We start from the raw sequence: 22,235 nt of genomic DNA on the forward strand, positions 1-22,235 counted from the left end.
AGCCGCCTCCCGGCGGCTCGTACGTCGTTTGCCATGCGCGCTACTTCTGGACCGTCTTCAGCCCCTCGACGTGCTTCATGCCGCGGCGGCGGTCGCGGAGGCGGCGCTTCTTGCCCACGCGGTCCCGCAGGAAGTAGAGCTTGGCGCGGCGGGCGTCGGCGCGGCGGACGACCTCGAACTTGGCGATCAGCGGGCTGTTGAGCGGCCACGTCCGCTCGATGCCGATATCGTCCACGACGCGTCGGACGGTGATGCTCTCGTTGATGCCGCGGCCCCGCCTAGCGATCAGCACGCCGGTGTAGACCTGGATGCGCTCCCGCTCGCCCTCGACGATCCGCTGGTGCACCTGGATGGTGTCGCCGACGTCGAAGCGCGGAACCTCGTCCTTGATGTGGGACGAGGCGACCGACTCGAGGATGGCCTGCCGGCTCTTCGGGTTGTTCAGCGACATGGAACGCTCCCTGGGATGCGTGGCTCGCGAGCCGAGATGGTAGGCTCAGGGCCCCTCGGGCTCCAGCAGATCGGGCCGACGCTCGCGGGTGCGGGCGAGGCGTTGCTCCAGCCGCCAGCGGGCGACGGCGGCGTGATCCCCGCTCAGCAGCACTTCGGGGACGGCGAGCCCCTCCCACTCCCGGGGCCGGGTGTAGTGCGGGCAGTCGAGCAGGCGGGCGCCCTCGGGCACGCCGACCTCCCGCGCGAGCCGGGGGGCGATGGGCTCGCCGTTCGGATCGCGGGCCGGCGGCGGGCCGAAGCTGTCCTCGCCCGCGGAATCCTCGTGGCCCAGCACGCCGGGGATCTGGCGTATGACGGCGTCCATGAGCACGATCGCCGCGAGTTCGCCGCTGCTGAGCACGTAGTCGCCGAGGCTGATCTCCTCCGCACCGAGCCGCTCGACCACTCGCTCGTCGATGCCCTCGTAGTGGCCGCAGATGAGCAGCAGCCGGGGCAGTGTCGAGAGCCGCTCGACGTCAGCTTGTGCCAGCGGGCGGCCCTGGGGAGTGAGCAGCACTCGATGCGCGGGGCGGTCATCCGAGCCCTCGGCAGCGCGCACGGCGTCCCACACCGGCTGGCACGCCATGACCATGCCGGGGCCACCGCCGAAGGGCCGGTCGTCGGTCTTGGCGTGCTTGTTGTCGGCGTGGGCGCGGATGTCGTGGGCGTGCCACTCGACGAGGCCGGCGGTCCGGGCCCGGGCCGGGATGCTCACACCGAGGGCCGCCGGCGGATCGGCCGCGAACATCTCGGGGAACGTGGTCAGGACGTCGAGGCGCACTGGGCGTGTCCGTCGTGCGCGGGCGCGATCAGCCCTCGGCCTTCTCATCGCCCCCGGCATCGCCCGCCTCGGCGGGCTCGGAGTCGCTCGAGGCCTCGGCGGCTTCCTTGGCGGCGGCCTCCTCGTCGGCCTTCTTCTTGGCGCCGACCGCGGCCTCCACGGCCTTGCGGGCGTCGGAGAGGGCGCTCTCGGCCTTCGCCTTGGCCGCGTCGGCATCGGCGGGCTTGGCCTCCGCGACGGCCGCCTGGGCCTCCTTCACGGCCTCATTGATGGTGGTGCCAAAGCCGGCGATGTCGGCCTCGACGTCCGCCCCGCCCTCGATCGAGCCGGGCAGCTCGGCGAAGGCCGACTGCGAGTCCTCGGCCACCTTCAGGCCCACCTTGCAGCCCACGCGGTTGCGGTCGGCCTCCCGCTTGGCCTCCCACTTCTCCTTGAGCTTGGGGGTGAGCAGCTCGTTGCGGCCCAGGATGTCCATCATCGTGTCGCTGGGCTGGGCGCCGACGCTCAGCCAGTACTTGATCCGCTCGGCCTTCAGCTCGAGCTGCTTGCCGGGATCCTTCTCGATGGGGTTGTACCAGCCGAGATTCTCGAGCACCTTGCCGTCGCGCTTGACGCGCTTCTCAGCGGCGGCGATGCGATAGAAGGGACGGTGCGTGCGCCCGAGGCGCTGCATGCGGATCCGGACCACTGGACGCTCCTTCGGCTTGGGGCCGAGATGGGATGTAACGCACCCGCTGGTCGGGGGCTGCTTCCGGCATGGGCCGGGCCCGCGGGTGAGCAGAGATGATAGCCAGCCCGATCGTACGCCGGGCTAGAGCGCCATCTCGTCGCTCAGGTACAGGAGGCACTTCACCCACTGCAGGACCAGGACAGCAACGCCGAGGAGCAGCGCTGGGCCGCCGACGTACCTGGCGACGCAGGAGGCCCGCGAGTGCCGGCTGGCAACCACGGCGATCAGGAACGCCAGCGGGAGCAGCGTGATAGCCGCCTTACCGACGATCAGCCCGGGCCAGCCCGTGTAGTCGATCAAGAACGCTCCGATCGCCATGGACTCGTCGAGCGGGCCGAAGACGATGAGGTCGATGGTGAGACCAAGATCAAGCGTGCTAACCAGGAGCCAGACCAGGAGGACTGCGCCACAAGCCGGCCAGTGCGTGGCGATGTTGAACAGCGCAATCAGGCCCGCGATGCACGCGGCAACCGTCCAGAAGACGACCGGCACGGGAATGGGCTGCGTTGACGAGACGGCGGCCGTGACGAGTGCGATGCCGAGCATCGCCGCCAGGATAACGCCCAGGTGTGCGGACGACGGGTCCACAACCCGCGGATTGGAGAGCACCGCGGCGGTCATTGCGTGCGCTCGCGGATGGCAGCTGAAAGGTGCTCGAGGAACAACCGATTCGGTAGCGGTCGCTTCAACTCCCGGAGGTACAGCAAGAACAAGGCAACGATGGCAACGACGGAGTCGCCCATAAACCAGTGCAACACGAGATGCACCAGGAGATCATGGCCGCTGTGCCCCAAACCCGCGAGTTCGGTCACCAGTAGCGACGCCACCCCGAGACCCGCTCCGAGCGCGGTCGCAACGAACACTACGGCAATGCGTGTGCACAGCGCGACTTCGAACGTGCTGCCCGCCCGCTCCCAGCGTGCAAATAGGAACCACGCGGCAATCCATTGCACGGCGTTCGCGACCACGTAGGTTAGCATCGCCGCTCCGTCTCGTGCCGCCAGGCCGGCACCCAGCCCGACCGCCACGCCCATGCATAGTGCCAGCCCCGGACCACGGCGGGCGAGCGGGAGCAACATTGCGGGGTAGAACAGGGCCATCATGAAGTCGCTCGGCGCGGTATGCCGGACGAGCGCCTCGAACACGGCCAGGCCCAGACCAATTGCTCCCAGCAGCACGAAGACGAACACGGGCGCAACGTCAAACAGGCATACGCCGGCTGCCGACAGTCCCCCATCCCGGTACGCCTGCCGCACTAGTTCCGAGGATTCGTCCAGGTCTTCCCTGGCGCGCCGCAGTGTGCTGCGAACACGACGCCCCGAGACCGCTGCCGCGGCACGCGCCGGACCGTCTGCGAGACTCGCAGCATCCGCATGGTGTTCCGCATCCGCCTCGAGCGGGCGACGGCACGCTTGGCATCCACCCGCCGCGGCGCGCATGGTCTCCGCCGTGATCCGCACCGGGGCGTCACGCCCGCGATCGCCGCGACGAGGCTCGACGCCCGCCCACGATCGGGGCGCCGCGGCGCGGGCCGGACCGGCACCGTGCTGCGTTAGCGTGTCCACCGACCTCTCCATTACAGATCCTCCCGTGATCCAAGGGTCCACCGCACCACGCGACGCACGAGGCCGCCCGCCCCCTCCGACATGCTCGGCTAGCGCGGCGCGGGCCGGGCGCGGCCTATCGAACGTTCGCATCCTCGACGACACCATTCGGCGTCGACTCAGCCACTACCCGCTCGACCCCGGCATGAACCATCTGCCCAATCCGTCGTCCGTCGTCCGTCAGCCGGTAGCGTCGGCGCCCCTGCTTGTCGACACCGACGATCTCGATGACTCGCAAGCGCACGCCACGCTTGATCGCCGCGTATGTCCGGCCGCAGTAATACCAGTGCACGAGCCGCAGCCACCACTCCCGATCCACCTGACGGCTTCGCTGGGCCCAGATCTCCGGCGCCGACCAAACTCGGTTTGGGTAGAGAATCCGCGTGACGTGCCACAGCGCGTGCGAACCGTGTGGCTCGGCGCCCCTCGTCGATCTCATGACCCACCCCTGCCTCGGCGAGCTGCGGCAGCACCCCCGCCATCGGGCCGAACGCCCGCCTCGCTGGACGCGCGGGTGTGTGCGGTGTTCTCTTCACGGCGCACTCTCGCTGCGATATAGCATACTGGAACAGGCGCTCGCTAAAACGAAGCTACTGCTAAGCATGCGCTAAGAGCGATGCGTCTCGGACGGTACTAGTGCGCATTGCGGTGCACGAACCCGCGCACCGGCGTCAGCAGCAGGATCCACAGGTCGAAGAAGAACGACCAGTTGCGGACGTAGTAGAGGTCGTAGCGGAGACGGCGGCGCAGGCTGGTATCGCCGCGGAGGCCGTTGATCTGCGCCCAGCCGGTCATGCCCGCCTTCACGTGCTGGCGGAGCATGTAGCCCCGCCAATCCTCGCGGAAGCGCTCGATCAGCTCGGGCCGCTCGGGCCGGGGACCGACGAGGCTCATCTCGCCCTTGAGCACGTTGAGAAGCTGGGGCAGTTCGTCGAGGCTCGTCCGCCTGAGCCAGCGGCCGATGGGTGTGATCCGAGGGTCGTCCCGCTGCGTCCAGCCCGGCTGGCTCACGCCCGCGACGCCGCCCGCGCCGGCCTCGTGCAGCAGCTCGGCCTCCTCGCCGGCGTGCCGCATCGTGCGGAACTTGTACATCCAGAAGATCTCGCCGCCCAGGCCGACGCGCTTCTGGCGGAAGATCACCGGGCCCGGGCCGCTAAGGCGAACCAGCAGGGCGCACGCCGCCATGATCGGCAGCGCTCCGAGCACGCAGGCACCCGAGCCCGCGACGTCGAGCACCCGCTTGCACGCGCCGCCGAAGCCGCAGGTCGGCGATTCGCGATAGCTGAGCACCGGCATGCCGTCGAGCTCGTGCGCCATCATCGAGTGCGGCACGTGCCGCGGGTTGACGTCGGGCACGATGCGGACGTCGACCGGGAAGCGCTCGAGCAGCCGGAGGATGCGGCTGGTCTGCGCCGCCTCCCTCGTGGGCAGCGCCAGGTACACCGCGTCCACCTTGCAGCGGTCCAGCGTGTGCTCGAGGTCCCGCAGCCCGCCGAGCACGGGCACGCCCTCGCACTCGGCCAGGCGGTTCTCGTGGCGGTGGCTGACGAAGTAGGCCACCCGCAGCCCCGTCCAGCTATTGCGGCTGAGCGTCTGGAAGGCGATGCGACCCGTGCGGCCCACGCCGATGATCGCCACGTGCCGCAGGTTGCGGCCCCGGCTGCGGAGCCATCGCAGCGCCAGGCGGAAGCCGACGCGGTGCGTGACCATGAAGGCGGCGAGGAAGACCGCAAAGAGCGCGATCTGCACGCGGCCGGCATCGAGTTCGGTGTCGAGGACCACGAGCGGCGTCATCTCGGCCGTGCCGCCGATCAGCTCGTCGTTGCCCACGCCCCAGAGCACGACGACCATGGCCATAACGGCGATGGCCGTGGCCTTCATCAGCTGCGCGATCTCGCCCGCCAGCGAGCGATCCCGGCGGGGCCGGTAGAGCTTGAATGCCAGGAAGGTCGCCAGGCACACGGGCACGGCAAAGAGCAGCAGCGGCTGCTTGAAGTAGCTCTCCCAGCTCGCGGGCCAGAAGTCCCAGTGCCCCGTGGGCCGGCTGGGCCAAAAATCCAGGAATCCGCCCGGGCGGTAGTGCGTCGTGGGCACGACCAGAAGCTTCCGCACGACCCACGCCGCCAGCGCCGCCAGCGCGACGACCGCGGCGTCGGCCAGCGCCAGCGAGGCGATCAGGATCTGGTGCTTCTGCTTGACCACGCTCGCTCTCTCCGTAACTCCTTCACCGCACCGATGTGTGTATCGGCGCTCGGGCAGCTCGCGGCTTGACGAAGGCCGTCCGCCCCCGCACGCCGGCTACTCGGAGCGCGCCCCCCACTCCGGGGCGGTCCTCGGCGACGGGCCCAGCCCCGACAGCGTCACGAGGAGCTGCCGGGTGGCCTCGTCGATGGCCTCGGGGGGCGGCGGCACGATCTGCACCTCGGCGAACAGATCGCCGCGGCCTCCCTTGGCGTCGCTCAGGCCGCGTTCGCGGAGCCTCAGGCGACGCCCGCTGCGCGTGCCGGGCGGCACGGTCAGCATCACGCTGCCCTCGAGCGTAGGCACCTCGATTTCGCACCCGAGCGCCGCCTCGGCGTAGTCCAGCGGCAGCGCGATCACCAGGTCCAGGTAGCCCTCGCGGCGGTACAGCGGGTGCTTGCCGACGCGAACCGTGAGTAGGAGGTCCTGCTCGCCGCGACGCCCGCCAACGCGGAGCTTGGCGCCGTCCGCAATGCCCTTCGGGATCGTGACCTCGATGGCGCGGCCGCGGGACCCCACGCGGACGGTCTCGGTGCCGCCCCGGGCCATCTTTTGGAACGAGATGTCCAGCTCGGCCTCGGCAGGCCTGGGCCGCGACGCACGCTCGGCGCGGCGGTTCCTGCTTCGAGGGCTGCCCTGCTTCGGGTCGCCGCCGAAGAACGCATCGAACATGGAGCCGAGGTCGTCGAGGTCGAAGTCGCCGCCGGCGTTCGTGCCGCCGGCGTTGGTCCACGAGTACCGCGGGCCCGGGCCGCCCGCAGCGCCGCTGAATGCGGCGCGGCCGTGGCGGTCGTAGGCGGCCCGCTTCTCGGCGTTGCCCAAGACCTCGTAGGCCTGCTGCACCTCGGCGAAGCGCTCGGTCGAGCCCTCGTCCTTGGTGGCATCGGGGTGCAGCTTGCGGGCCAGCCGCCGGTACGCCGTGCGGATCTCGTCCTGCGTCGCGGTTCGCGAGACGCCCAGCACGTCGTAGTAGTCCCGGTCGGCCATGACTCGGTCGTGCGCGCGGCTGGTTAGCCGCCGCCTCCCCCGCCCTCGCCGCCTGCGTTGCCCGCATCGCCGGTCTCGCCCGCCGGCTCGTCATCGCCGTACTCGATCTGCTTGGCGTGGATCGAGTAGATGATCGTGGAGCCCGCAGGAATCGGCCCGACCGGGCGATCGCCGTAGCCCAGAGCCGGCGGGATGATGATCTTGCGACGGACATCCGGGAAGGTCGGCTGCGTGCCGCGGGTGAAGCCCGGGATCGCCCGGCCCGGGTAGAGGTACCGCAGCGCGACGCCCCGCTGGTAGGAGCTATCGAACAGCGTGCCGTTGGTGAGCCAGCCCTCGTAGTCCAGGAAGATGACGTCGCCCTCGCCGGCGGCCTCGGCACCCTCCTCGCCGGCGTTGACGGTGATCGTGATCAGGCCGTCTTCGTCCCGCTGCACCTCGCCCTGCGGCTGCGCCCGGGTCCACGTGAGCCGACCGGCGCCGGGCAGGTCGGCCTTGGGCGAACCATCGATCCCGAAGAAGGTGTCCTCCGAGATGATGCGGTCGTTGCGGATCGACAGGGCCGTGGTCATCTCGACCGCGTCGTACTCCCGCGTCGGGTAGGCGTAGGGCGTGCGGCCATCGAAGCCCGCCTGCGCCGGGTTCAGCTCGATGTCCATCGTCGCCAGCAGTTCGCTCGGCTCGACGACGCCGATGGGGAAGGCATCCGGCGCCAGCCAGAGGTTGGCCAGCACGTCGGCGCGCTCCGCGTTGCGGAACTCGTAGGTCCGCAGGCGGAGCTGGTCGCCGAAGCGGTATACGCGGAAGAAGGCCTGCCGCACGGGAGACCACGGCGTCGACTCGCGGGCGCTCTCAACGTAGAGCACGCGGCCCAGCAGGTCGGACTCCATGGGCACGATGTTCAGTCGGAGCCGGTCGGCGTCCTCGCCCTGGCCGATGGCCTCGCTGGTCCGCCAGCTGCCCTCGAGCATCGCTACCAGCCGCGACTGCTCGGCGTCGTAGGTCTGGCCCGCGAAGATCGACGCGGGCACCGCCGGCTCGGGCGCCGTCGCGGGGCCGACCTCCGGGCCGTCCTGGGCGACGGCGGCACTCGCGGCCACGAGCGAGAGTGCGAGTCCGCGGGCGGCGGACCGGAGCGTGCGGGTCGTTGCGGGCATCTCGGCTCTCCCTGGAGGTGGTTCGATTCGACGGGGCGCTCGCGGGCGGGCCCATGGGTCCGCCCGTCCGTACGAATAATAGATCCAATTCGTCGCGGGATGGGCCCGCGGACCGTCAGGCCAGCTCGGGGAACATCTTCTGGACGACGCCGACCAGGTCCTTGACGTGGCTGACCGATTCGGCGAAGAGCTTGGCCTCGTCGCCCTCGAAATCGAAGTCGACGATCTTCTCGACGCCGCCCCGGCCCAGCAGCGCGGGCACGCCCACGAAGTAGCCCTTCGCCACGCCGCCGAACTCACCGTCGCAGTAGGCGGCGCTGGGGATGATCCGCTTCTTGTCCTTGACGATGGCCTCGACCATCTGGATGGTGCCGCTCGCCGGCGCGTAGTAGGCGCTCGTGCCCATGAGCTTGACGATCTCGCCGCCGCCGACCTTGGCGCGGTCGACGCAGGCGGTGATCTTCGCCTCGCTGAGCAGGGCCGTGATCGGGATGCCGTGCACGCTCGTGAGCCGGGGCAGGGGCACCATGTCGTCGCCGTGGCCGCCCAGCAGCAGCGCCTGCACGTCCTCGACCGAGCAGCCGATCTCCATCGCCAGGAAGGTGCGGAAGCGGGCGACGTCGAGTGCCCCGGCCTGGCCCACGATGCGGCTGGTCGGAAAGCCCGTCGCCTTCCACGCGGTGTACACCATTGCGTCCAGCGGATTGGACACCAGCACCACGATCGACTCGGGCGCGTGCTGCTTGATGTTCTCGCTGACGCTCTTGACGATCTTGACGTTGGTCTCGATCAGATCGTCTCGGCTCATGCCCGGCTTGCGGGGCAGGCCGGCGGTCACCACCACCACGTCGCTGCCGGCGATGTCGGCATAGTCGGACGTGCCGACAACGCTGCTGTCGAACCGCTCGATGGGCCCGCAGCAGGCCAGGTCGAGCATCTTGCCCTTGGCGACGCCCTCCTTGTCGGGGATATCCAAGACCACGATGTCGCCCAGCTCCTTGGCGGCGGCGAAGTGGGCGCAGGTGGCGCCGACGTTGCCGGCTCCGATGATCGAGATCTTGGCTCGTCCTGTGGTCATGGGGGCCTCCGTTCGGCTGCTGCGCGGGCTCTCGAGGAAGGCCCAGCGTAGTCGCCGGAGCATCCCGCCGCAACGATCGCGGCGTGCCCGCCGCGGCCTCAGCCCGCGTGCCGCTCCTGCCAGGGCCCGGTGATCGCCAGCGTCAAGCCGGCGTGCTGGATGTTGACGAACATCGTGGTGCCGTCGGGGCTGAAGCAGGCACCGGCCATCTCGGAGTCGTTCCAGGCGTTGCGGGCGAACTTGTAGATGCGGCCCTCGGGCGTGACGCCCACGAGGAACTGCTCGCCCGAGCCATCCTCGCAGACGATCAGGTCGCCGAACGGAGCCACCGTCAGGTTGTCGGCGTTGTCGATCATGCCCTGGTCGTTGGGCTCGATGAAGAGCTCGAGCGTGCCCCCGTCGCCGCCGGACGGCGTGTACCGCCAGATCTGGCCCTTGTTGTTCCGGCCGCCGCTGGTGCACGCGAAGTACGCGCTGGCGCGCGAGTCGCCGGTCATGCTGCCCCACCACATGCCCTCGCCGCGGGCGAAGCGGGCGGCGCCCCGGGCGAAGCCGCGGCGTCTCAGGTCATCCGCGGGGGCCTCGATGTCGTCCATGTTGAGCCACTCGACTTCGAGTCGCTCGCCGATGCGCACCCGCTGATCCTCCCAGTTGCGGGTGTCCAGGCTGCGTCGGCCCCGGACAACGAGCGCCTGGAGCCGCCCGCCCTTGTGGAGCATGCCGCGCTCGTCCGGGATATAACGATACAGCAGGCCGTCGTGGCGATCCTCCGTCTGGTACACGATCCCCGTGCCGGGATCGACGCACACCGCTTCGTGGTTGAACCGACCCATGGCCGTGAGTGGGCGGGGCTCTGCCAGAGATGGCTCGGCCGTCACCGGCACCTCGAAGTTGTACCCGTGGTCCCGCTCGAACATGCGGTCCGCCGCGTCGGGGTTGCTGGCCCGCTCGACGGTTTCTTCGCATGTCACCCAGGTGCCCCAGGGCGTGACGCCTCCCGCGCAATTCCGCATCGTGCCCGTCAGGCTGAGCCACTGCTTCTCGAGCTGTTGCGTGCGGGTATCGAACACGAGCGTGGTCGTGCCGCCGAAGCAATGGAACTCCTCGAAGGACCGGTCATAGAACCGGTCGATCGGGACGCGATCCGCTCGCTGCTGGCGGCGGCCAAAGGGGCTGCCATCGGACATATTCTGGTCGAGTTCGTGGTTGCAGACGATGATCGTCTTGCCATCCGGCCCCTCGAACGTGCCCATCGCATCCGGCTTCCCGGGCACGAGCAGGCCGTCGCTCATCGTGTCTCCGATCTTGGCGATGACCCGATAGCTGAACCCCTCGGGCAGATCGAGGATGCGGCTCGGATCTGGCTTGAGCGGCCCGAAGCCGAATGCGATGGCTTCGGTGGCCGGCGTCGCGAACGCCGAACGCTCGAACAACCGGTGCAGCCCGCCGAAACCCAGGGTCACCGCGGCTGCGCTCTGGAGGAAGGCGCGACGAGTCGTGCCCCCGCCGCAATCAAGGGTGGTGCTCTTGGTGCTCATGCCCGAATCGTATCGAGAATCCACCCGCAGTGCTTCGATCATCGGCGGCTTAGCGCGAGCTTCATGAAGCCCGGTCGTGCCGCAGGAATAACTCGAGCATTCGCGCACTTACCGGCGGGCGTGCACTAGGAGGATCTCCGATGTCCGGCCGCCTCAAGCTGCTATTAGCCGCTCTCGCCATCATCCTGGCGGCCAACATCGGCGTCTACACGCACGCGCCGGGCACGCGCGCCTATCCAGGTGGCGTCGCCAGCGCTCACTGGCAGGAGGGCGAGCCCTTCCGCCGGGTGCAGCGCGAGGGCTCGGTCGACCTGCGGGCCGAGTACGACCTGGACAACCTGGCCATCCCCGAGGAGGAGATCCACACGCTGCTGCCGCGGGACGCCATCCCCGCCCTGACCGATCCGCCGACGGATCGCGCCGACGCGTCGGGCTGGCTGCGGCCCGAGTCGCGGATCATCGTCGCCGAGGTCACCGCGGAGAACGGCGTCGCCCGCTACGGCGTGCCGCTGCAGGTCCTGGATCGCCATGAGATCGTCAACACGACGCTAAGCGGCGCGCCGATCGCGATCACCTACTGCCCGCTGTGCGACTCGGCGACGGTCTTCTCTCGCACCGTCGAGCACGATGGCGGCGAGCGGGCCGAGGGTGAACCGCCCCGCACGACGGTCCTGGAGTTCGGCGTCTCGGGCGCGCTGTACAACTCCAACGTCCTGATGTACGACACGCTTTACAAGGGCCTGTGGAGCCAGCTGGCAATGACCGCCGTCAGTGGACCGATGGCGGGCGCCGAGCTCGACATGCTGCCGGTCCGCATCCTGCCCTACGAACGGGTGCTCGCGCAGCATCCCGGGATGCCCATCGTGAACCAGGACACCGGCCACGAGCGGGACTACACGCTGCCCGCCTACCAGGGCTACTTCTCGAGCGACCGGCTCCTGGTGCCCGTGCGCCAGTACGACGACGCGTTGGCCCGCAAGACGCTGGGCGCGGGCATCGTCGCGGGCGACGAGGCTTGGTTCGTCGCCGAGGCGGCCATCCCCGCGGAGGGCTACACGCTCGAGACGCCGATGGGCGCCGTCGCCATCCAACGCAGCGAAGCCGGGATCGATTTTGCGAATGCGCCCGAGGGCGTCAAGACCGCGCAGGCCTTCTTCTACTCCTGGACGGCCTTCTTCCCCGACACCGTCGTCATCGGCGAGTAGCGAGGCTGCGACGGGCGCCCGCCCGCCCCCCGCGAGCGGCGTGCAACAGGCCGGCCCACCGCCGCGTAGCGTTCGGGGGGGCCACGCTCTTCTCCAATCCTCCAGGAGGCATGGATGCACGCACGACCCCCGCTTGCGTCGGCAGTCGCGCTCTCGATCACCGCAGCCCTGGCTTGCCCGATGCCCGCCGCGGGACAGCCACGGCTGATCGAGCTGCCGCCCGACTTCGGTGGCCTCGGGTCCCGCGCGCACGCCATCAGCGCGGACGGCTCGACCCAGGTCGGCCGCAGCGACGATCCGGGCCAGAACGTCGTGCGATGGATGGGCGGCGGCGAGCCCGACCTGCTGGGCACCACCATCCTCGGCTACGCCCAGGACGTGAGCGGCGACGGCTCGGTCATCGTCGGCTACGACTACGGCGCCTTCCGCTACACGGACGCCGAGGGCCTCGTGATCCTCGACGAGCTGCCCATCCCCGGCGTCTCGCTCCAGGTCGCCAACGGCGTGAGCGCCGACGGCTCGACCATCGTGGGCTACGCGCAGACCGCTCGCCTCCGCCGCCCGTTCGTGTGGACGGCCTCGACGGGCGTCCGGGCCCTGCCGCTGGCGGGCGACGCCGACCTGGTGGAGGCCCATGCGGTGAGCGGCGACGGCGCGATCATCGCGGGCGAGAGCGGCGGCCAGGCGGCGATCTGGGACGCCGATCGGGCCATCACCGTGCTCGGCGTACCCGCGGGCGCCGCCAGCAGCCACGCCCGCGCCGTCAGCGACGACGGCTTGGTCGTCGCCGGCTTCATCCGCACGGGCATCGATCGCGGCGCGTTCCGCTGGACGGCCGCCTCCGGATTCGAGCCGCTCCCCCTGCCCGCCGGCGCGGTCGGGGCCGAGGCGGTCGGCATCAGCGGCGACGGCCGGACGATCGTTGGGTCCGTCGACGCCGCCAGCGGCCCGGACGCCGCGGCGCTGTGGTCGCCCGGCCTAGGCGTCGTGGACCTGAACGCGTACCTGCTCGACGCGGGCCTCGACCTGATCGGCTGGCGGCTGACCCGCGCGACCGATGCGTCGTTCGACGGCACCGCGATCGTCGGCGTCGGACTCCTGGACGGCCAGCAGCGCGGCTTCCTGGTCACGGGCCTGCCCGCGACCTGCCGGGCCGACCTGGACGACGACGGGCGGCTCACGCTCTTCGACTTCCTGGCCTTCCAGACGCTCTTCGATGCGGGCGACCCGGCCGCCGACTTCGACGACGACGGCCGCCTGACCTTCTTCGACTTCCTGGCCTTCCAGACGGCCTTCGATGCGGGGTGCGAGTAGCGACAGCAAGCCAGCAGGCGCCGTGCCAGCGGGCGGCAAACCCCCCGCCGGCGAGCCCGTATCGTCGGGCGTGACCCCGTCCGCACACACCCGGCGGCCGCTCGGACGCGCCCTGCTCGTTCGCGGGTGCGCGGTGCTGCTTGCGAGCGTGCTGCTGACGATCGCGTCGGCGTGGGCGCTGCAGTGGCACCACTTTCGAGCAGCCGCCGTCAATGAACGCTGGATTCCAGATTTTTCGGGACTCTACCTATTGGGTGCACACACGTATGACCATCTAGGTAACGGCGTGTTCCGAGCACGCAAAGTTGGTACCGATCCGCCTCCCGGATTGGAAGCCCACGAACGGTACGTCCTTTCGACCATGCCCTGGCTCATATACGAGCGTGGCAGCAGGAGCTATGTCAGGCGAAGCGAGTGGGACCAGTCCAACACGAGTTGGGCCAACATCTACCCTCACCTCCCGTCATCCCACTACGGCCGCAATGCGCTTCTGTATATCCAGCTTGGCCCCGCGAGCGAACGCTGGACGATCGATCGTCTCCTGACACCGCGACGCGCCCTAGAGCGAAGGGAGCACGATGCACGCTGGGAGCGGCCGGAACGCTACCTGACGTGGCGGTCTGGCTGGATTACCGCGTCGTCCTTTCGCGTGCACAGCGATGAATCGCACCACGCGCTCGACTGGCCCGTCGAACGCTGGTCCGCCCAGCGCGCCGGATAGCCCATGCACGCCATGATGGTCGAGATGTACGCCATCGGGCCGAGGCCACCGATCCGGCGGATCGAGGATCTGCCGCTGGTGAGCCTTGAGCATGGGCTCCGGGGCGGGCTCATCCTGCACCACGCGCCGCAGCACCCGGTGCTGCATCCGCTGGGGTGGTACAGCATCCCGCTCGTGCCGGTCTGGCCGGGCTTCGCCGCCAACACGCTGTGCTTCGCCGGCGTGATCGCGACGCTCTGGGCCACGCCCTGGATCATCCGGCGTGGCCTGCGGCGGCGTGGGCGGTGCCACGGCTGCGGCTACGACGCCCGCGATCTGCCGGCCTGCCCCGAGTGCGGCCGACCCAGCAACGAAGAACGCCCGCGGGTGCGGGCGTTGCAACGAATCGCTGATGAAACGAACGGGCCCCGAGCAGATTCGAGTCGGATGCCGCGTATGCGTCCCCTCAGGCCCGCCAGATTCACTCCGGCGCGGCCGTACGAGAGCGAGTGAGCGGCCGGAGGGCCGCTACGGAGCGCTCACGAGGATGCCTCTAGGCGAGGCCGCTGGAGATGCCCAGCGGGATGCCAAGTGTGCCGAAGGATCCGCCGAAGAAGCCATCGGTGCGACCCTGGTAGGCCACGACGCCCGACGACGCCTTGACGGTGAAGCCGTAGAACACGCCGGTGCCACCCCCGGATGCGGCCTCGGCCAGCCGCGTGGGGCTGATGAAGGCCCGCAGGTCGAACTCGGAGACGGTGGCGGCGGTCGCGACACGGCGGAAGGTCTCGGTGCTGCCGTCGGTGAACTGCAGCGTGATCTCGACAAGCGCGTCCTGCGTGCCGGGGTTGTAGAGGCGGAGGTACTCGTCGACCTGGCCCGCGGCGATGGGCGCGAAGCCCTCGCTGAACGCCCAGAAGGTCTGGGCCTGCGTCGCCGCGCCGCTCGCCAGCCGCTCGCCGAGACCGCGGGTCGACGACGAGACGGTGACCGGCGCCGAGCTCTCGTAGAAGACGGCGTACGGCTTGCCCTCGGGGAACAGCGGCAGCTCGGCAACCTCGACGGAGGCCGAGCTCGCACCCGAGAGCACGACGCTCTCGCGGATGGCCGACCCGTCGTCGAAGACGAAGCGGAGCTCGACCGTCGCCTGCGTCGACGAACCGTTGACGATGAAGATCGTCTCGCTGTCGCTGCTGAGGCCGAACTGGCCCTCGGCGATGGCGCCTTCGGTAGCGCCGAGTCCGGGCACGCCCAGCTCCGCGGCGCCGCCGCTGTTGTCGAAGCTGCTGGCCGCCGCCACGACCTCGTCGCCCGCGACGATGCTGACGCCGTAGTTGCCCGGCGCCAGGCCCTGCAGCACGCCGCTGGCCAGCTCGGCGTTGAGGTTCCACCCGCCGCGGCGGAGGCCCTCGAGCGTGAAGACGATCTCCGTCGCCGGCCCGCCGTTCTCGGGGAACAGGAAGGTGCTGACCTTGGTGGTCTCGCTGCTGGTGTTCTGGAAGGTGATGAAGTCGTTGGAGCCCTGGCCGATCGAGACGTTCGCGAAGCTCCACAGCTCGCTGGCGGTGGCGGTGAACGCCTCGCCGGTGGAGAAGCCGAAGTCGAAGTGGCTGATCGTCGCCGCCACCGGCACCGACGAGCGGACCTCCAGGGCGTAGGGCGTGCTCTTGCGGACGCCGTCGGCCAGGCCGGTCTCGGGGTTGAAGACGTTTGTGGCGTTGCCCATCTCGAACAGCTCGGGCGTGGTGATGGTCAGCGCATCGGGGCTGCGGGTGTTCGCCGCCACGACGCCGTCGAAGAGGACCTGGTCCCGCACGCCGGTCTCGTAGCGGGCCACCACGATGACCCGTGCGTCGGTATCCGTCGGGTTGACGATGGGCACGAAGGTGCTCGAGCGGTCGTTGGCGAAGCCCTCGGGATAGAACAGCCGGTAGGCCAGGTCGGCGATGCCGTCGGCATCGGCGGCGACGTCGGCCGGATCCAGCGTCAGCAGCCCGCTGCGCTGGTCGGTGGCGTCGGCCCGCGTGTTGTTCGCGGTGGCGTACAGGCCATTGGCGCCGGTGATGGGCTCGGCTCCGGCATCCGACAGGAACACGAAGTACCGCAGCGACACACTCTCGCCGTCGGCCAGCTGGCCCAGGTCGTAGACGAGCGCCATGGTCAGGTCGCTCGACACGCCGTCGGGATCGGCCACCGACCGCGACAGCACCGTGGCCGGATCGCGGATCTCGCCCGAGATCGTCGAGAAGAGCGCCGACGCCCGCGTGTCGGTCGCGTCCGCGCCGATCGCGATGCTCCTGCCGTTGGCGCCCGTCGCCACGGCGAGCGGCAGCCCATCGACGACGTCGTTGGTCGTGAATAGGCTGCCCGTGCCGCCGAAGTCCTGATCGGGGTTGAAGCCCTCGGCCCACAGCACGTTGCCCAGGGCCCGGCCCGCGACGTTCTGCAGCGAGACGTCGATCGCCAGGAAGCTGCCGTCCTGGGCGTAGCTGATCGTGCGGGAGACGTCGAAGCCGTCGACCACGCCGCTGACGACCACGCGGTTGTTGGCCGGCGTGGACTGGCTCGTCACATTGAAGGGCACGTCCCGCGAGGGACCCGCCCCATCGTTGATGAACGAAGACCCGCCGCTGCTGAGGCCGAAGAAGGCCGTCCGTGTCGGCTCGCCGCCCACGAGCGGCAGGAACTCGATGCCGCCGAGCGATAGGCCCAGGGCATCGAGGCCGAAGACGCCGGTGCCGGTGATGCCCGCGTCGAGGCGGCTGCCGCTGAGGCTCACGCTGGGGTCGCTGACGCCGCTCGCCAGCTCGAGCGACAGCGTGTACGCGCCGACGGTCTCGCCGTCGACGCCGGAGGCGACGGCCGTCGGGTCGTACGCGCCCGGGTCGGCCGCGCGGGCCGAGTCCGACACGCCGATGATGTAGCTGCCGCCGTCGACGAAGACGAACCCGTTGATGGCCGCGTCACGCTCGCCGCCGGGGTTGCTGGCCTGCAGCTCGTTGCCGTCGGCGTCGAACAGCCGCAGCGCCAGGTCGACGACGCCGCCCGAGGTCGCCTCGATGTTGAGCGTGGAGCCCGCGGCCGCCTCGAAGCTGAACAGGTCCACGTCCCGCACGCCGAAGCCGCCGTCGCCGATGAACGCATTCAGCGTCACGGTGGCCGACGCCGGATCGACCACGCGGGCGGTCGTCAGCGTGTCGTTGAGCTCGAAGGGGCCGAAGATGTCGTTCTGGAGGGTGAGGTCCAGCTCCCACTCCAGCAGGCTGCCCGCGTCGTTGCCCTTGGTATCGCGGATCACGATCCGCCACAGCCCGTTGGCCGCGGTGTCGTTGAAGACCGTGAGCGAATCCTGCGGCGCCCAGAGGCCGCTGAACGGGGCGTCGGCGGGCGTGGCGGCCACGATGCTCCGCGTCGCCTCGCTGTCGAAGATGGTGTTCGTGAAGTTGTCGGCGCTGCCGCCGATGCCGTTGGCCAGCGTCACGATCTGGCCCTGCGGCCCGATCAGGCTGATGTCCAGGTCGCTCACGAAGTCGTGCGCGATGTCGATGCGGACGTTCAGGTCGCTGATGACCCGCGAATCGTCGATGAAGATCGACTCGATGAGGGTGCCCTGATCGGGGATCGGCCGTCCCGGAATCGGGAACGCCGCGGTCTCGACCAGCGTGGCATCGCCCACGAGGGCGACGTCGATGGTCAGGTTGTAGCTGCCCAGCGACTGGCTGCTGCCGCTGCCGGCCACCAGCGGCCGGTAGGACTCGTTGCCGAAGCCGCTGACGCCCACGTAGTACACGCCCGCGCTGGGCAGGAAGAAGTCGATGAACGGGTCGTTGCCGAAGAACTGGTCGTTCATCGCCAGCTCGTTGCCGTTGCCGTCGAACAGCCGCAGCACGCCGTCGAGCGTCGACGGCGTCGGCAGCGTCTCGGCGAAGACCCGCGCGGTCACGAGGCCGCCACGGGGCATGTCGATGCGGTAGAGGTCGACGTCGAGGCCGGCCTGCAGGCCGTCGCCGATGGTGCGACCGGAGAACTGCACGCTGCCGTCGCCGCCGCCGGGGACGATCACGGGCGTGGCCGACTGGATGCGGTCGTTGGGCTCACCCGGGCCGGGGGCGACCACGATATCGAAGAAGTAGGTCTCGTTCTCGCCGCTGACGGCATCGCCGTTGAGGAAGTTGCCCTCGAGGTCGGTGAAGCCCGAGGCGATCAGATCCAGCCGATAGCTGTCCAGCGTGCCCAGGGCGATCGACGGGGTGATGGTCAGCACCGTGCCGGTAGCGTCGAGCGTGGCGCCCGCCAGGGGAATAACGACCTCGTCGCCGTCGCCGAAGGTGCCGTCGCCGCCCGACCGCTGCAGCGTGATCGACGAGAGCACGCCCGGGCCCAGGGGCGCGAGCCGCTCGTTGAAGGCGACCTCGAGCTGGTTGACCGGCGCGCCGGTGAGCACGCCCGGGCTGATCTGCGTGACCAGCGGGCCGTCGGTCAGGATGAACTCGAGCGCCCGGAAGGCGTTGACCCGGCCGTCCGCGACGACGAGATCCTGCAGCGCGGGGATGGGATCGCTCGAGGCGATCAGCGCGTCCTTGACCTGCGACGGCGTGAGGTCGGGCCGCACGGCCTTCATCAGGCCCACGATGCCCGCCACGATCGGGCCGGAGAACGAGGTTCCATCGATGAACGTGTACGTGTTGTTGACCGCCGTGGTCAGGATGCGCTCGCCCGGGGCCGCGACGTCGACGGTGGTCTCGCCAAAATTCGAGAAGCCCGCGAGCTCGTCGCGGTTGTCGGTCGCGGCCACGGAGATGATGCCCGGCAGGTCGTAGGCCGCCGGGAAGTTGGTGAACGCGTCGTCGTTGTCGTTCGAATCGTTGCCTGCCGACGCAACGAAGGTGCCGCCCGCGGCGATGAAGTCCTCGATCGCGGCCCGCTCGAAGTCGAAGTCCTCGAACTCGGCGAAGAAGCCCGGGGCGAAGGCGCCGTAGCTGTTGTTGGATGCGGCGATGGGCACGCCCGCCTGCAGCAGCCCGGTGAGGTAGGTGTGCGCCGCGATGATCGCGCCGCCGACGAGCGCGCCCTCCTGGTTGGCGATCTTGACCGGCAGGATCGAGACGTCCCAGTTGACGCCCGCGATGCCGATGCCGTTGTTGCCCACCGCGCCGATGGTGCCGGCAACGGCCGTGCCGTGGCCACCGCCGATGGCGTCGTCGTCGGGGTTGTTGTCGCCGCCGAAGATGCCGGTGCCGCCCTCGCCAAAGGTCGCGGTGCCGAAATCCCAGCCGTTGATGTCGTCGACGAGGCCGTTGCCGTCGTCATCGATGCCGTTGCCGGGGATCTCGCTGGGGTTCACCCAGATGTTGTCGGCCAGGTCTTCGTGGTCGATCTCGACGCCGGTGTCGACCACCGCGATAACCACGCCGCTCGAGCCCGTCGTGATCTCCCATGCCCGCTCTGCGTCGATGTCGGCGCCCGGCGTGCCGGCCAGTAGCCCGGGGATGATCTGCCCGGTGTTCTCCAGCCAGTACTCGTCGACGTAGCCCGGGTCGTTGGGCACCAAGTTGGGCGCCCGCGCCACGTTGGGCTCGATGTTGACCAGGTCGTCGTTGATGCCCCGCGCCCAGTCGATCGCCCGCTCGTTGAGCGGGTCGGGCGTCGTGAACTCGATGAAGCGATCGCCGCGGCGTATGTAGCCATCGATGGCGATGCCCAGGTCGGCGATCACGCCGCTGAACTCGGCCAGCAGCGTCTTGTTGGTCACGCCCCGCTCGAAGGTCATGATCCACGAGTCCTCAACGCGGACGACCTGGCCGTCCCGCCAGTCCACGACCTCCAGGCCCGAGGGCAGCTCCACCGCACCCGACAGCATGACCCGAGACTCGAGCGTCTCGACGATCGCCGGGGAACTCGTGCGGCCCGATTGGCGGAACAGGTCACGGATCCGGCGACGCGTGGTGGTGGATGCCGACATCTCGATTCTCCAAGAGCGTTGCGGGGCGGGCAGGTGATCGGTGCGCTCTGCGGTCGTCCGCCAGGCGGCGGACGCGGCGGGCGAGCCTGGGCGCCGGGCATGCTCATGCCGGCGTGCACAGGCACGATCCCGTCGGGGGGCTCCGACGGTCTCTCTCGTGCGGGCCTACGGCTCGCGGCACCGCAACGTTCCGTGCGGCGGCGCAAGTGTAGCCGCTCGGGCTCGCGTCAAGGGCCAGCGGAAGACCTCGTATGCACCAGCGACAGCAGCATTTCGGCATTGGCTGCGCTCGCGCCCCGGTGCTCCTCGACGCACCGCCGCGCCGCCACCCCCATCGCCTTCCGCGCGTCGTCGTCGGCCAGGAGCGCTCCTACCGCCGCCCGAACGCCATTGGCTTCTACCACCCGCAGCCCGCCCGATGCCTCGAGCTGCTGCACCACCCGGGCGAAATTGGCGTGCGCCGGGCCGATCAGCACGGGCTTGCCGAGCGCCGCCGGCTCCATCGGGTCCGAACCCTGGAGCGATCCGCCGCGGTCGCCGAAGCTCCGCCCCATGACCACCACGTCCGCCAGCTCGTAGGCGAAGCCGAGTTCGCCGAGCGAATCCAGCACGAAGCGACTCGCGCCCTGGCCGGGCGTCCTCGCCGATCGGCGGACGCTTCGCGGCAGGCTCGCCGCCACCTCGTCGAAGCGTTCGGGCCGCCGCGGGGCCACCAGAAGCAGGCCATCGCAGGCCAGGTGCAGCAGGTGCTCCTCGCCCGGCGCCGTGCTGCCGGCGACGACCAGCAGCCGGGAGCGATCGATGCCCAGCTCCGCCGCCAGCGCCTCGGCTTTGGCGGAGAGCCCTCCGGGAGCCGGGTCCCGCGCCGAATCCCACTTCAGCGAGCCGGCCACCCGCACGCGGTCCTCGGGCACGCCCAGGGCCACGAAGCGGCGGGCGAAGCCCTCGTCCTGGGCGCCCACGGCCGACAGCGCCGCGAACGACCGCCGCAGCAGCGGCCGGATCTTCATGTAGCCGCGGAACGAACGCTCGCTGATCCGCCCATTGACGATCGCGATGGGCACGCCCCGCCGTCGGCACGCCGACACGAAGTTGGGCCACAGCTCCAGCTCCGTGAGCGCCACCACGTCGGGCTCGACGGCGTCGAGGAAACGCCGCACCGCGAATGTCGCGTCGAGCGGGTACCGCACGACGCGGCAGGTCTCTCCGTACAGGTCCCGCGCCCGCGCGAGCCCGGTGTCGGTCGTCGCCGACACCACGACGCGGGCGTGCGGCGTCAGCAGCGGCACGAGCGCCCGCAGCGCCCCGGCTTCTCCCACCGAGACCGCATGCACCAGGACCACCGGGCGGTTGTCGGCGGCCCATCCGGGCGGAGGCAGGCCGATCCGGCCGAAGCGTTCGGCCCAGCCGCCGCGGGCCTTGCGGAGCCATCTGGGCGCGGTGATCGCGGCCACGAGCACGTAGATCAGATTTGTCAGGATGCCGAGCACCGCGGACGATAGGGTTAGCCTCTACCACGACCAGCGGCCTTGAGCGTGGCCGCCGGCGGGACGGACAAGAGACCAGGAGATCGAGCATGCCGTTTTCGCGTCGAACCCTCGCTTCCGTTGTGGCCCTCGCGGCCGTCGCCGCCGCGCTGCCGGCGTGCACGACCGTCAGCCGCGGCATCGGCAACCTCACGGCCAACAAGTACGCCAAGCCCCGCAGCGGCACCGAGTGGGTCATCGCCCCGCCGCAGCTCGACCCGCCGGCGTCCGATGCCAGGACGATCTACATCTCGCACCGCAACCTCAGCGACCTCCAGGACCTGGAGATCAAGCCCATCGTTGTCGCCGCCGCCCAGTCGGAGGGCTGGCAGGTCGTCAGCGATCCCGAGGCCGCGACCTTCCGCCTGCGGGGCCAGACGCGGTTCTTCGGCGAGGTCGAACCCGGCTCGGGCGGTGTCGCGCAGGCCAGGGCGCTGGGCGTCGTGACCGGCGCCGCGGTCGGCATCGGCACGGGCATCGGCGTGGCCGAGGCGACCGACAGCGGCCTCGCCGGCGCTGCCGCCGGTGGCGCCGCGGGCGGCCTGGTCGGCTTGGGCATCGCCAACGCCTCCACCCCCCGCGAGTGGGCCCTCATCGTGGATTGGGTGCTCGAGGAGCGGATGAGCGAGCCCACCGAGTTCGACGTCTACACCGACTCGTCGGCCACCGCCGCCAGCGGCATGGCGACCTCCACCACCCGCAGCAGCACCGGTGGCGGCGAGCGTGCTCGATCGGGCAGCTACGCCACCAACACCCGCACCAGCAACTACTTTCCCCACGGCGTGCGGCTGAGCGCCTGGGCCAACCAGATGAACATGCGCGAGAACGAGGCCGCCCCCAAGATCAGGGAGCGGGTCGAGCGGGTCGTCGCCAACATGTTGCCCCAATAGGGCACCGCTCCCAAGAGCACAAGGGGCGGG

Annotated in this window: 18 protein-coding genes; 5 read left to right on the forward strand and 13 right to left on the reverse strand. The window is 70.1% G+C overall.

From position 1 onward, the window contains the following. Positions 1 to 40: 40 nt before the first annotated feature. From rplS to AAFX79_03925, 11 genes are all read right to left on the reverse strand, one after another. Complete coding sequence (gene rplS, locus AAFX79_03875) at positions 41 to 451, reverse strand: 50S ribosomal protein L19 (protein ID MEO1007677.1); 411 nt, start codon at positions 449 to 451, stop codon at positions 41 to 43. Between the two features lie 45 nt (positions 452 to 496). Next, entirely contained in the window at positions 497 to 1,273 is a 777-nt protein-coding gene (locus AAFX79_03880; GenBank protein MEO1007678.1) for a tRNA (guanine(37)-N(1))-methyltransferase, read from the reverse strand. Between the two features lie 28 nt (positions 1,274 to 1,301). Next, positions 1,302 to 1,961, reverse strand: coding sequence for a 30S ribosomal protein S16 (rpsP, locus tag AAFX79_03885; GenBank protein ID MEO1007679.1), 660 nt, complete (start codon positions 1,959 to 1,961; stop codon positions 1,302 to 1,304). A gap of 123 nt (positions 1,962 to 2,084) precedes the next feature. Beyond that, the gene (locus AAFX79_03890; GenBank protein MEO1007680.1) at positions 2,085 to 2,624 is read right to left on the reverse strand and encodes a hypothetical protein; all 540 of its coding nucleotides are present in this window, start codon (positions 2,622 to 2,624) and stop codon (positions 2,085 to 2,087) included. Next, positions 2,621 to 3,193 (reverse strand): hypothetical protein, encoded by a 573-nt coding sequence (locus AAFX79_03895; protein MEO1007681.1) that lies wholly within the window; start codon positions 3,191 to 3,193, stop codon positions 2,621 to 2,623. The genes AAFX79_03890 and AAFX79_03895 overlap by 4 nt, the downstream gene beginning before the upstream one ends. A 490-nt stretch (positions 3,194 to 3,683) precedes the next feature. Next, complete coding sequence (locus AAFX79_03900; GenBank protein MEO1007682.1) at positions 3,684 to 3,926, reverse strand: hypothetical protein; 243 nt, start codon at positions 3,924 to 3,926, stop codon at positions 3,684 to 3,686. A gap of 314 nt (positions 3,927 to 4,240) precedes the next feature. After that, complete coding sequence (locus AAFX79_03905; protein ID MEO1007683.1) at positions 4,241 to 5,809, reverse strand: undecaprenyl-phosphate glucose phosphotransferase; 1,569 nt, start codon at positions 5,807 to 5,809, stop codon at positions 4,241 to 4,243. A 96-nt stretch (positions 5,810 to 5,905) separates the two neighbouring features. Further along, positions 5,906 to 6,835 (reverse strand): DnaJ C-terminal domain-containing protein, encoded by a 930-nt coding sequence (locus tag AAFX79_03910; protein ID MEO1007684.1) that lies wholly within the window; start codon positions 6,833 to 6,835, stop codon positions 5,906 to 5,908. A 23-nt stretch (positions 6,836 to 6,858) separates the two neighbouring features. After that, positions 6,859 to 7,992: a CpcT/CpeT family chromophore lyase gene (locus AAFX79_03915; protein MEO1007685.1), complete on the reverse strand. Its 1,134-nt coding sequence runs from the start codon at positions 7,990 to 7,992 to the stop codon at positions 6,859 to 6,861. Between the two features lie 115 nt (positions 7,993 to 8,107). Then, entirely contained in the window at positions 8,108 to 9,070 is a 963-nt protein-coding gene (gene mdh / locus AAFX79_03920; protein ID MEO1007686.1) for a malate dehydrogenase, read from the reverse strand. Between the two features lie 98 nt (positions 9,071 to 9,168). Beyond that, positions 9,169 to 10,608 (reverse strand): alkaline phosphatase PhoX, encoded by a 1,440-nt coding sequence (locus AAFX79_03925; GenBank protein ID MEO1007687.1) that lies wholly within the window; start codon positions 10,606 to 10,608, stop codon positions 9,169 to 9,171. 140 nt (positions 10,609 to 10,748) lie between these two features. On the opposite strand from AAFX79_03925, the gene AAFX79_03930 reads away from it, so the two are divergent. The 4 genes from AAFX79_03930 to AAFX79_03945 all read left to right on the forward strand — a co-directional run bounded on the left by AAFX79_03930 (position 10,749) and on the right by AAFX79_03945 (position 14,340). Further along, a complete protein-coding gene (locus tag AAFX79_03930) occupies positions 10,749 to 11,813 on the forward strand; it encodes a DUF3179 domain-containing (seleno)protein (protein ID MEO1007688.1) in 1,065 nt (354 codons plus the stop codon). 114 nt (positions 11,814 to 11,927) lie between these two features. Continuing rightward, positions 11,928 to 13,127, forward strand: a complete 1,200-nt coding sequence (locus tag AAFX79_03935) for a GC-type dockerin domain-anchored protein (protein ID MEO1007689.1) — start codon at positions 11,928 to 11,930, stop codon at positions 13,125 to 13,127. Positions 13,128 to 13,197: 70 nt separating this feature from the next. After that, positions 13,198 to 13,848, forward strand: a complete 651-nt coding sequence (locus tag AAFX79_03940; GenBank protein ID MEO1007690.1) for a hypothetical protein — start codon at positions 13,198 to 13,200, stop codon at positions 13,846 to 13,848. A 3-nt stretch (positions 13,849 to 13,851) separates the two neighbouring features. Then, on the forward strand, positions 13,852 to 14,340 hold the full coding sequence (locus AAFX79_03945; GenBank protein MEO1007691.1) for a hypothetical protein: 489 nt from the start codon (positions 13,852 to 13,854) through the stop codon (positions 14,338 to 14,340). Positions 14,341 to 14,380: 40 nt separating this feature from the next. Here AAFX79_03945 and AAFX79_03950 read toward each other — a convergent pair whose 3' ends face one another. Together AAFX79_03950 and AAFX79_03955 are read right to left on the reverse strand one after the other, a co-directional pair. Further along, positions 14,381 to 19,789 carry a S8 family serine peptidase gene (locus AAFX79_03950; protein MEO1007692.1) on the reverse strand — a complete coding sequence of 1,803 codons (5,409 nt, stop codon included), beginning with the start codon at positions 19,787 to 19,789 and terminating at the stop codon, positions 14,381 to 14,383. A gap of 227 nt (positions 19,790 to 20,016) precedes the next feature. Continuing rightward, the gene (locus tag AAFX79_03955; protein ID MEO1007693.1) at positions 20,017 to 21,279 is read right to left on the reverse strand and encodes a glycosyltransferase N-terminal domain-containing protein; all 1,263 of its coding nucleotides are present in this window, start codon (positions 21,277 to 21,279) and stop codon (positions 20,017 to 20,019) included. A gap of 86 nt (positions 21,280 to 21,365) precedes the next feature. On the opposite strand from AAFX79_03955, the gene traT reads away from it, so the two are divergent. After that, positions 21,366 to 22,205 (forward strand): complement resistance protein TraT, encoded by an 840-nt coding sequence (gene traT, locus AAFX79_03960; GenBank protein MEO1007694.1) that lies wholly within the window; start codon positions 21,366 to 21,368, stop codon positions 22,203 to 22,205. Positions 22,206 to 22,235: the final 30 nt, after the last annotated feature.

The organism is Planctomycetota bacterium, assembly GCA_039819165.1.
Taxonomy (GTDB): domain Bacteria; phylum Planctomycetota; class Phycisphaerae; order Phycisphaerales; family UBA1924; genus JAHCJI01.